The sequence below is a fragment of the Pustulibacterium marinum genome (genome assembly GCF_900116665.1).
Taxonomy (GTDB): domain Bacteria; phylum Bacteroidota; class Bacteroidia; order Flavobacteriales; family Flavobacteriaceae; genus Pustulibacterium; species Pustulibacterium marinum.
Genome location: NZ_FPBK01000014.1, coordinates 45,243 through 57,321, shown reverse-complemented (window position 1 = coordinate 57,321; position 12,079 = coordinate 45,243). Strand labels below are relative to the sequence as shown.

The following is a 12,079-nucleotide window of genomic DNA, read 5'->3' as shown; positions in this document are numbered from 1 at the left end:
GCCACTATGTTATTGTCACACCACAGTTCTTTCCGTAAGTATATTCTATTTGGAGTAGCAACCGTAGGGTGGATCTTCAACGCGTGTAAAGAGGAGCAAAAAGAACCAGCGGTAAAAGTGGTTACTACAGAAGCTAATTCAGAAACCAGTTGTAGCGCTGGAATTCCAGATCGTTTTTCAACCATTTCTACAGAAAATTTGAAACAACAAAAAATTGCAAAAGCGGATACTGTTGGCATGGTGAAAATAAAAGAAGGAACTTTTTTAATGGGGGCGCCGGATGGTCGTGGTCGTCCAAATGAATATCCGCAGCATACAGTCCAATTGGATGCTTTTTATATAGATAAAACAGAAGTGACGAATGCACAATTTGAAGCATTTGTGAAAGCTACGGGCTATGTAACTACAGCAGAACGTGATGTGGATTGGGAAGAATTAAAAAAGCAATTACCGGAAGGAACCCCTAAACCGGCTGATAGCGTTTTAAAAGCATCTTCTCTCGTGTTTACGCCCACAAAAGAAGCCGTTTCTTTAAATAATCCGGGAGTTTGGTGGCGCTGGAAACGAAAAGCAGATTGGAGACATCCTCAAGGGCCGAAGAGTAGCATTGAAGGAAAAGAAAATTTTCCGGTGGTTCATGTTTCTTGGGAAGATGCCAATGCATATGCATCTTGGGCAGGGAAACGATTGCCTACAGAAGCAGAATGGGAATATGCAGCCCGTGGTGGTTTACAAAACAAACCCTATCCGTGGGGAGCAGAAGAACCTTACCAAGGAAAAGCGAAGGCCAATACTTGGGAAGGAAATTTTCCGTATCAAAATACCGCTCAGGATGGTTACACACGTTTAGCGCCTGTTAGCACATTTGCACCAAACAATTATGGATTGTTTGACATGGCCGGAAACGTTTGGGAATGGTGTAGTGATAATTACCAAAATGATTATTACAGTCAGTTTAAAGATGAGGTGAGCGATAATCCCAAAGGTCCTTCCAAAGGATATGATGCGCGTCAACCAAAATTGTCTATGAAAGTAGTACGTGGTGGTTCTTTTTTGTGTAACGAAACCTATTGTTCCGGTTACAGAGCTTCTGCGAGAATGATGTCTTCACCAGATACAGGGTTGGAACATACCGGTTTTCGTTGTGTGGTTTCTGTTTCTTCGTTAGAATAGCACTACTCTAAATATTTTGCAACATTGCTTTATTCTTGTCGTCCTTTAAAGTAAGTATCATAGTACAGTTGGTTTTACTTTTTCAGATGTATGGGACATTCGTTTTTCAATAAAAAAACTACTTCAGAGATTACATTTCAGATCCTTGTTTTTATTGGAGTTATGACGCTCATCAATTTATATGCTTTCAAAGAGAATCAGCAGAAAACTTATGTAGCCGTAACGGTGATAGAAGCTTCCCAGGAAAGTTGCCTTACCGAGTTAAAAGAGACATTGCAACAAGAAATATCACAATCTAAATGGGCTAATTATTTGCAGTTGGCAATAGAAGATAACGTATTGTATTTGATGCCCAAACAAGCGGAAACTGCAGCATTTTCAACGAATACCTATCAATTTTTGATGCCCTATATTCAACAAGATACTTGTAATACTTATACCGTGTTTGTGTACGATAAACAATAAAGTAAACGGTATTCTCAGGACAGAACAGGATAGCGTTTTTTATGAAAACCGTAATTTTATAGTTCATTAAAAAATTGGTATGAAAACTATTTTAACCTTTGTTTGTATTCTTTGTAGCCTTGTTATAAATGCACAAGATATTTTCCCAGATGGAACACCTATTTCTAACTGGTTCAAGGATTACAAAGTTGTGGAACTCGAAGATCTTGGTAAAAAATATGTCATTACAGATCATGAAGTTGTAAACGACAGTACGTTGTTGCAAACCGAAAAAATACAAGCTGTAATAGATAAGGCTGCAGCAAATGGTGGAGGAGTTATAATTATTCCCAAAGGAACTTTTTTAAGTGGAGCTATTTTTTTTAAGCCCAAAACACATCTTTATTTAGAGGAAGGAGCTGTGTTAAAAGGGAGTGACGACATTAGCAACTTTCCAGTAATGATGACACGAATAGAAGGAGAAAGCGTAAAATATTTTCCTGCATTGGTCAATGCAGACCATGTAGACGGGTTTACACTCACAGGTAAAGGTCTCTTAAATGGAAATGGCTTACGATATTGGAAAGCTTTTTGGTTACGTCGTGAGTTCAATCCAAAATGTACAAATAAAGATGAAATGCGTCCACGCTTGCTCTATGTGTCTAATTCTGATAATGTTCAAATAGCTAATGTTTCCTTTAAAGATTCTCCGTTCTGGACTACGCATTATTATAAATGTAACAACTTGAAATTATTAAATCTACACATAACATCACCCAGAGAGCCAGTAAAATCACCAAGTACAGATGCAGTAGATTTAGATGTATGTAGTAACGTGTTAATTAAAAACTGTTACATGTCCGTAAACGATGATGCTGTAGCTTTAAAAGGAGGGAAAGGACCTTTTGCAGATAAGAACGAAGAGAATGGAGAGAACCGAAATATTTTGATAGAAGACAATACTTACGGATTTTGCCATAGTGCGTTAACTTGTGGTAGTGAATCTATTCATAATTATAACGTACTATTTAGAAGAAGTACCGTTTCAGAAGCTTCGAGATTGTTAAATCTGAAAATGCGACCAGATACACCGCAGCATTATGAATATATAACGCTACAAGATATAAAAGGAGACGTAGCAAAAATTATGGAGATAAAACCATGGACACAATTTTTTAACCTCAAAGGAGAGAAGGATATAAAAAAATCCGTTGCAAATAACATCACCTTTGAAAATGTAGAGATTGATTGTAAAATGGATTTTAATATTAAAAAGTCAGATCAATATCAATTAAAGGATTTTTCATTTATACATGTAAAAATTACTGCGGATGAAAGTCATGTGGAAGATTTGAAGAACATACAGCATGTATCAAAAAAAGATTTTGTGCTCAATTAATCATAGTTTTAATTTGTTTTGTGTAGAGCCTGGCCATGTGGTCAGGCTTTTTTATTACCTAAAAATATCGCTGTTTAGTACTATCATGTTCTTTAAAAAGCATTTCAGGTCATGGATAAACTGTATATACATATGGAAAATATGAGCATAACCTTATCCTATATAAAAAATAGTAGTTGAACTGTTAAGTGTTTATTTATAGGTTTTTGTATCTATTCTTATGATGTTTTTGGAATAGGAGTGAAGCATCAGTACATATATTTGAATGATTTATCCATGAGTATAGGCTATATCTGTAACTACTTTTAGCTTCAGATAATCAAGGACAAAACAAGTAAGTATTTAAAAACATAAGAAGATGGAAAAACTAAAATTTGTACTACTAGTTTGCATACTAGCTGTTACAGGCAGTGTTTGGTCACAGACAACTGTTAATGGGGTTGTTGCCGACGGTGGCGGAATTCCGATTCCTGGCGCAAACGTTGTAATAAAAGGATCAACTTCTGGTACTGCAACAGATTTTGATGGAAAGTTTACCATTACAGCTTCAAAAGGAGATGTATTGGTATTTTCTTTTATTGGATTTCAGTCAAAGGAAATCACTTTTGAGAATCAAACTACGTTGAACGTAACACTGCAAGAAAATAGTGCACAGTTAGACGAAGTAGTGGTTATTGGATATGGTACTGTAAAGAGAAAGGACGTTACCGGATCTGTAGCTACTGTTGATTCTAAGAAAATTGAACAAGCTAATAAAGTAGATGCAGTTTCCGCTTTGCAAGGTCAAGCTCCCGGTGTTGTGATTCAAAGAACAGATAACAAACCCGGTTCGGGAGGGTTTAACATTCGTATTCGTGGAGCCAGTACCATTAATACCAATGAAACAGCGTCCAATGGAGGTTTTAATCCGGGACAAAATCCATTGTTTATCGTAGACGGAATTTTTGTAGATGATATTTCGTTTTTAAATCCGGCCGATATTAGTCGAATGGATATCTTAAAAGATGCTTCCGCTACTGCAGTGTATGGTTCTAGAGGTAGTAACGGGGTAGTGCTTATTGAAACGAAAAGTGGTAGAAATGGAAAAATGCGTGTAGATTATAGCAATTACTTCGGGTTTAAAGAAGCTTATCATTTACCATCTATTCAAGACGGTCCAGGGTATGTGGAATACCTTAAAGATGTAGTAGTAGGAAATGAGTTTGCTGCCGGTAACTTAGATTATACCAGAGATGATGTGGTGTTATCAGATTATTTAGATGCTGAAGAATTACAAAATGTAGCGGACGGAGTTAATACAGATTGGGTAGGTCTTTTATTGAAAAAAGGATTCCAAACCAACCATACCTTAAACTTAAGCGGTGGTTCAGAAAAAACAACCTATGCTGCAGGTTTAGGATATACACGTGATGTAGGAAACATGGAGGGAGAAGATTTTAGTAGATACAACATTCGTGCAAGTGTAAACAGTGATCTGGCGGAATGGGTGAATTTCAGTTTAAGTAATTACTTGACCTATGCCGTTCAAAATACAGGAAGTTGGGAAGCGTTTCGTAGTGCATATCGTCTAAAACCTATTGGTAGGGCTTATAATGAAGATGGAACATTAAAGTTTTTTCCAACAGCAAAGGAAACTCAAGTTACCAATCCGCTTTTTGAAGCAGATAATGTGACCAGAGAAACAAGATATTTACAGTACATAGGTGATATTGCTTTAAAATTAACGCCTATAAAAAATGTAACTTTTACTACTAAATTTTCGCCAAATATCAAGTTTGGACGATACGGGGAATATAGAGGTTTGTATTCAAAAAGTGTAGTGGCAGATCCTGCGAACAGAAGAGCACAAGTAGAAAACACCAATTACTTCTCTTATGCATGGGATAACATTATTAATTACAATTTTGAAAAAGGAGTTCACACAGTAGATTTTACTGGAGTATTTTCTAGATATTTAGAACGCTCAGAAGGATATTATACACAGGTAAGAAACTTCACTACCGATGAATTTTCTTTCTACAACCTTGGAGCTGGTACAGATATTAGAGATGTGTCTAGTGATTTTTCAAAATTAACTTTAGAATCTTATACAGGTAGAATTAACTACGGCTTGTTAGATAAGTATTTAATTACTCTTACCGGTCGTTATGATGGTGCTTCTATCTTGGCAGATGGTAATAAATGGGCATTCTTCCCATCCGCAGCATTCGCTTGGAAAATTATGGAAGAAGATTTCATGAAATCTCAAAAAGTACTTACCAATGCAAAACTAAGACTTAGTTACGGTCAAACCGGTAATAACGGTCAAGGTGGAGGTTTAGCTCCTCTTGGATCTCAATCGCTATTAGGTAGTAGCGCAACAACGCTTGGAGATCAGTCGTACTCTACGTTGTATGTAACTGCATTGGCTAACAAGAATTTGAAATGGGAACGAACCAGTGAAATCAATATAGGTATTGATTTTGGATTTTTAAACAACCGAATTAATGGTTCTATTGATGTTTATAACCGAAAAAACACCGATATCATTTTCAACACGGGGCTGTCTACCGTAACAGGTTTTAGCGGAGTATATGAAAACATTGGAGAATCTACGAACAGAGGTATTGAAATAGGATTAAACACAATCAACATTGACAAAGGAGATTTTACATGGTCTACCAATATCAATTTTGCATCTAACAGAAACCGTCTTGAAAAACTATATGGAGGTGTAGATGAAATTATCTTCAATGTACAAGGAACAAATCTTATTCAACGTGTAGGAGAACCGGTTGGTGCTATTTATGATTATGAATACATAGGAACTTGGCAAATAGATGAAGCAGCAGAAGCAGCTCAGTACGGACAAACCCCAGGACAGGTAAAAGTAAGAGACGTGAATAATGATGGTCAAATTACTGCCGATGCTGATAGAAAAGTTATTGGTCAGGTTACGCCAAAATGGACAGGTGGTATTACCAATAATTTTAAATATAAGAATCTTGATTTTTCATTCTTCCTAAACGTTAGTCAGGGTAACAAAATCTTAAGTAATTTCCATAACAATTTCTCATTTCCATGGGATGGAGACCCAACAAGATTATTCAATGCTTATGATGTAGATTACTGGACACCAACCAACCCAACAAATGATTGGTACCAGCCTGGTAACGGAGGTATTTATCAAAATGCGGTAAAATACAAGGATATCTCTTTTGTAAAAGTAGGCTATATGACTCTTGGTTATACCTTCGCCGACAACGTTTTAGAAAAACTAAAAATGAGTAGTTTACGAGTGTATTCTACCGTTCAAAATCCTTTCACATTTACCAAATATGATGGTTGGGATCCTGAGAATGCCGGAAGAAATGCCTGGGGAGCAGCATTTATGTCGCGCACCTATATGTTAGGTCTAAACGTAAGTTTTTAATCAACAAAAAATCGAATCAAAATGAAATCATTAAAATATAGAATAATTGCCTCGGTATTTGCATGTTCCGTAGCTATGGTAGGCTGTGAAGATTACTTGGAAGAAGAGAATAACTCCTATTTAAGCTTAGAGAATATAGATGCTGATATGTTTGATCAATTGGTAGCGTATACCTATGAAATTTCTAGGGAAACAACTACCTATTATACACCAAATGTATATTATACTCTGGAGGATCTGGGGACCGATATTGTTACAAGAGGAGGAGCCATTACCGGTACCGATGAACTCAATGATTATGTGAATTTAACCTCTTTAAATAGCAGTATTGGATACTACTGGACCAATCAATATAAAATTATTGCTGCTGCCAATGTAGTGATAGATAACTCAGAAGGTATTGCCGATCTTTCAGCAGATGATTTAGCCGTTGGTCTTGGCGAGGTGAAGTTCTTTAGAGCTATGGCTTATTTTAAATTGGCTGAAAATTATGGCGGAGTTCCTTTAGTATTAAATCAAATTACAGTTGCTGAAAGAGATTTTACCAGAGCTTCAGAAGAAGCTGTTTATGATCAAATATTAATGGATCTAGAAGATGCTTTGGCTGGCGTACCGGAAGAACCCGATACATTTGGTAGAGTTTCCAAAGACGCAGTGAGACATTTTATATCTAAAGTGCTCTTAACAAGAGGGTATAAGTCGTACGGTTCAGATGCTGATTTTTCACAAGCAGCTACGTTAGCCGAAACCGTAATAGCCAATCACCCGTTAGAAGATAGCTTTTCAGAATTAGTATCTATAGACAATCAACGAAACGATGAGGTAATTTTCTCTTATTTATTCGGAAGCAATTCAGTTTCCAGAGGTTGGGGAAATTCAAGACATATGATGTACAAGTTTAGATTTTTTGATTACCCTGGTTTAACAAGAACCGTAAAAGGCTTAGGGCCAATGCCTACACCATTTTACTATAGCCTTTTTGAAGAAGAAGATGAAAGAGCAGAAGCTACATTTACGAGAGTAATAGATGCAACAGAGGAATATACAGCAACCGTAAATGGTTCATCTGTAACCGTTTCAGCTGGTGATACAGCTATCTATTTTCCTAAAACTGCTTGGACACAAGCAGAAATAGATGCAGTACCTTATGCTGTGATTAATCCGGGAACCTATTTTCAAAACGATGGTGTAACTACAGTACATTATCCTATGTTTCAAAAATTTGATGACCCTGCGGCTCCTTTTGCACAGCCAGATGTTTCCGTTCAAGGAGAAAGAGATATGGTACTCATGCGTGGTGGAGAAGCCTATTTATTTGCTGCAGAAGCCTATTTGCAATTAGGAAATACAGCAGAAGCTGCAACCTTATTAACTACATTACGTGCTAGAGCAGGTATTACAGAAGAGGTAACTGCCACTGAAGTAGATATCGATTTTATTTTGGATGAAAGAGCTCGCGAATTAGCTGGAGAAGCAAACCGATGGATGGATCTTAAAAGAACAGGTAGACTTATAGATCGTGTTTTGGAGAACAATCCGCATGCGGCGCTGAACAATGCTTTACAAGAAAAGCATTTGTTGCGCCCTATTCCACAGACAGAAATAGACAACTCTGGTGGAAGTATAGAACAAAACCCTGGATATTAAAGCAAGATTATTTTTTGTTTGAAGTATATAGTTGGATAATAAAGGGCGGACAGGTGAAAGAATTTTGGCCGCTCTTTTTTTAGTAGAATAATAATGAGTATCAAAAAAATTGCGGGGAATGATTGTACAAACATGCATTAGACAGTATTCAAAACGGGTTACTTTTTTAGTCTGTATTGCTATTTTTATAAGTGCTTGTAAGCAGACTAAGCAAGAACAGAAAACAAATAAAGATATTTCAAAAAGTTCATCATCATTTACAGAAAAAGTATACCCTTTACTAGATACCAAAAACTCCAGATGGTTTTACTTTTCTTCGGCCAGCAGACCTTTCGGAATGGTGAATTTAAGCCCAGATACACGTATCGAAGGAGCTTGGGGAAGTGGTTATCGTTTTGAATCGGATACAGTGAAAGGTTTTAGTCATATCCATGCATGGCAGTTATCAGGAGTTTCGGTAATGCCTGTTGTGATGAAGGAAACTGATGAGCAACACATTTTTCAAGACTTTTATTCAAAATTTAACCACCAGAATGAAGAAATTACTCCGGGATATCATCATTTGAAGTTAGAAAGATATCAGATTGATGTAGCGCTCACTTCATCAACGCGGGTAGGTTTTCATAAGTATACTTTTCCGAAAGAGAAAGAAAAAGGAATTTTATTCAATTTGAATACCATTTTGGGACCGTGTACTAATGCTGAAGGTTTTTTGAAAAAAGTAAATGATTCAACTTTAGAAGGATCTTTAATAGCACAACCAACGTATAGAAGACCAAAAGCTACAAAAATCTTTTTCTATGTTTCTTTAAATTCTGAAATAGAATCTATTCAGAAAGATGAGGTTACAGGTAATTATTTGGTGAAGTTAGACAATCAGTTGAACGAGGTGAAGATGAAGCTTGCAATTTCATATACATCCAATGAAAATGCTAAGGAAAATCTTGTCAATGAAATACCGGAATGGAATTTTAATGAAATCGTCAATGCTTCCAAAAAAGAATGGAATAGTGAATTGAGTAAAATTGAAATTACAGGAGGAACGGATCAAACCCAGAGAAGATTTTATACAGATCTGTGGCATGCTTTACAAGGAAGAAGAATTATCAGCGATGTAAATGGAGCATATCCAGATTATACCGGAACTTCATTTAGAATAGGGCAATTGCCATTGGACAAGGAAGGAAAACCAATGTTTAATCATTACAATTCAGATTCTTTTTGGGGAGCACAATGGACTATAAATACCCTATGGGGTTTAGTTTATCCAGAGAGAATGAAGGAGTTTTCACTTTCACTCATGCAGTATTACAAAGATGGCGGTTTAATACCCCGTGGACCTTCTGGAGGAAATTATACCTATGTGATGACGGGTGCATCTTCCACACCATTTATGGTGAGTGCCATTCAAAAAGGAATTGTAAAGGAGAATTTAGACAGTATTTATCTGGCTTTGAAAAAAAATCATATGCCGGGTGGAATCATGGAACGTGCCGGGTATGAACACAATACGCAAAAGGGTGGAGGTTTTTCATACTATATGAAAAATGGTTATGTACCATATCCGTTGCCCGATGGTGAATTTGGCGGGCATCAGGATGGTGTAAGTTTAACGCTGGAATATGCTTATCAAGATTGGACATTGGCACAATTGGCTGATAAAATGGGGTATAAAGAGGATGCAACCTATTTCTTGAAACGTGCTCAAAATTACAAGAACGTATTTGATAGTGCTATCGGATGGATGCATCCTAAAGATGTTTCCGGTAATTGGTCAGTGAAGTATGATCCGTATACATATCAAAATGGATTTATAGAAGCCAATGGCGCGCAAGCAACGTGGTTTGTTCCTCAAGATATTTTAGGATTGGCCAATCAAATGGGCGGAGCTGAAAAAGCAATAGAGAAATTACAGGAACAATTTAAAACAGCGGCTAAGCTTGGTTTTACTTCGGGTGATTCGCATGCAGCAGAATTACATCCTGAGTATAGTAGAATTCCTATCAATTACGGAAATCAACCTTCTATTCAAACGGCTCTTATATTTGAAAAGTTAGGTCGCCCAGATCTTACGCAATATTGGTCACGAGAAGTTGTAAATACGGTTTTTTCTGGTTTAAATGAAAATACAGGCTATAACGGAGACGAAGATCAAGGACTCATGGGAAGTTTAGCTGTATTGATGAAAATAGGTTTGTTTCAAATGAATGGAGGAACAGAAGCTGACCCTGAATATCAAATTGGAAGTCCCATTTTTGATAAAATAACCATCCATTTAAATCCTGATTTTTATGAAGGAGAAACTTTTGTGATCACCACAAAGAACAATTCGGACGAAAATAGGTATCTTAAAAAGATTTTATGGAATGATAAAGAGTTGCATAAAACTAGTTTGAAGCATTCCTCTATAACCAGCGGTGGAATTTTGGAATTGGAAATGAGTAATCAATAATTAAAGCAATTCAGAAATGAAAAAATTATTATTCCTTTTAATGTTCTCTATAGGTACAAGTATGGCCCAACCCTTAGATTTAAATATTATAAGCGAGGGAGCCAAGCCAGATGGAATAACTAAGAATACAGAAATAATTCAAAATGCCATTGACCATATTCATCAAGCAGGAGGTGGAACTCTTTTTTTTCCGAAAGGAAAGTATGTAACCGGGACAATTCAGTTAAAAAGTAATGTACAGCTATATTTTGATAAAGATTCAGAGCTTTTAGGAAGTACCGATCCAAGAGATTATAAAGTTTTAGATGTCAAAAATATACCTCTGGCTTCAAAAAAAGACGATAATTCACAATTAGCTCTACTTCTAGCGTACAAAGCATCAAATGTCAAAATATATGGCAAAGGAAGTATCAATGGGCAAGGTTTAGATTTAGCATTGGCAATTGATAGTTTACACCATGCCGGGATTAGGGTAGATTCTGCATATAATTATAGAAGAAAGAGGCCTAGCGAATTGGCGCGGCCTAAGTTATTCAGGTTTTCTGAATGTAAAAATGTAGAAATTTCAGCGTTACAATTGGGGGAAGCAGCTTGCTGGGGATTATCATTTGAATTGTGTGAAAATTTAACACTAGCAAACCTTACAATTACCAATAGATCTTATTGGAATAACGATGGTATTGATATTACAGATTGCGATAAAGTAAGCATTACAGGATGTGATATTAATTCTGCAGATGATGGTATTTGTTTAAAATCGTATTTTTCTGATTACTGCAATAATGATATTTTCATATCCGATTGCACCATAAGGTCTAGTGCTAGCGCTATTAAATTTGGAAGCGCTTCATATGGAGGTTTCAAAAATATAGTGATCCAGAATATTAAGGTATATGATACTTTTAGATCTGCTATAGCTATTGAATCTGTTGATGGAGCCGTTATAGAAAATGTGCAAGTCAATAATTTAACAGCTAAAAACACCGGGAATGCTATTTTTATTCGGTTAGGACATAGAGATGGTGAAAAGCCCGGTAGTATACAAAATATCAACATCAAAAATCTAAAGGTAGAAGTACCTTTTGGTAGACCAGATCTTGATTATAAATTACGAGGACCAGAAGTAAATTACTTTCACAATCCTTTTCCAGCTATTATTACCGGCATTCCAAATCATTACATAGAAGAAGTTTCTCTTGAAAATGTTGAAATTCAATACCCTGGAAAAGCTTTTAAAGGTATGGCATACGTTCCTTTAAGTGGATTAGACAGAGTACCAGAAGAAGTAAAAGGATATCCAGAGTTTACTATGTTTGGAGAATTACCAGCTTGGGCATTTTATGTAAGACATGTAAAGGGATTGATTATCAAAAATCTGAAGTTAACATTGAAAGATGAAGATTACAGACCTGCTTTTGTATTTGATGATGCCTATAAAATAGAATTGAATAATATAGAAATTCCGAAGAAAAACAAGAAGCAAATAATCCTCAACAATTCAAAATACTTCTCAATGGATAAATCCCTTGAAATGATTTCTAAAAATCAGTAA

7 protein-coding genes are annotated in these 12,079 nt (G+C 36.2%); all 7 read left to right on the top strand.

Annotated features, from left to right (window positions below):
• Window positions 1-6: 6 nt before the first annotated feature.
• Window positions 7-1,173 (top strand): formylglycine-generating enzyme family protein, encoded by a 1,167-nt coding sequence (locus BM383_RS15570; RefSeq protein WP_093026073.1) that lies wholly within the window; start codon window positions 7-9, stop codon window positions 1,171-1,173.
• Between the two features lie 90 nt (window positions 1,174-1,263).
• Entirely contained in the window at window positions 1,264-1,638 is a 375-nt protein-coding gene (locus BM383_RS15565; protein WP_093026072.1) for a hypothetical protein, read from the top strand.
• A 79-nt stretch (window positions 1,639-1,717) separates the two neighbouring features.
• Window positions 1,718-3,016, top strand: coding sequence for a rhamnogalacturonidase (locus tag BM383_RS15560; RefSeq protein ID WP_093026071.1), 1,299 nt, complete (start codon window positions 1,718-1,720; stop codon window positions 3,014-3,016).
• A 358-nt stretch (window positions 3,017-3,374) separates the two neighbouring features.
• Window positions 3,375-6,428, top strand: a complete 3,054-nt coding sequence (locus BM383_RS15555; RefSeq protein ID WP_093026070.1) for a SusC/RagA family TonB-linked outer membrane protein — start codon at window positions 3,375-3,377, stop codon at window positions 6,426-6,428.
• A gap of 21 nt (window positions 6,429-6,449) precedes the next feature.
• Window positions 6,450-8,075 (top strand): RagB/SusD family nutrient uptake outer membrane protein, encoded by a 1,626-nt coding sequence (locus tag BM383_RS15550; protein ID WP_093026069.1) that lies wholly within the window; start codon window positions 6,450-6,452, stop codon window positions 8,073-8,075.
• Window positions 8,076-8,193: 118 nt separating this feature from the next.
• Window positions 8,194-10,527, top strand: coding sequence for a GH92 family glycosyl hydrolase (locus tag BM383_RS15545; protein WP_093026068.1), 2,334 nt, complete (start codon window positions 8,194-8,196; stop codon window positions 10,525-10,527).
• Window positions 10,528-10,543: 16 nt separating this feature from the next.
• Entirely contained in the window at window positions 10,544-12,079 is a 1,536-nt protein-coding gene (locus BM383_RS15540; protein ID WP_093026067.1) for a glycoside hydrolase family 28 protein, read from the top strand.

Bases quoted from the DNA above. Each gene is read 5' to 3' on its own strand.
- BM383_RS15550 (WP_093026069.1), top strand. From the start codon at position 6,450: ATGAAATCATTAAAATATAGAATAATTGCCTCGGTATTTGCATGTTCC.
- BM383_RS15555 (WP_093026070.1), top strand. From the start codon at position 3,375: ATGGAAAAACTAAAATTTGTACTACTAGTTTGCATACTAGCTGTTACA.
- BM383_RS15560 (WP_093026071.1), top strand. From the start codon at position 1,718: ATGAAAACTATTTTAACCTTTGTTTGTATTCTTTGTAGCCTTGTTATA.
- BM383_RS15540 (WP_093026067.1), top strand. From the start codon at position 10,544: ATGAAAAAATTATTATTCCTTTTAATGTTCTCTATAGGTACAAGTATG.
- BM383_RS15545 (WP_093026068.1), top strand. From the start codon at position 8,194: ATGATTGTACAAACATGCATTAGACAGTATTCAAAACGGGTTACTTTT.
- BM383_RS15565 (WP_093026072.1), top strand. From the start codon at position 1,264: ATGGGACATTCGTTTTTCAATAAAAAAACTACTTCAGAGATTACATTT.
- BM383_RS15570 (WP_093026073.1), top strand. From the start codon at position 7: ATGTTATTGTCACACCACAGTTCTTTCCGTAAGTATATTCTATTTGGA.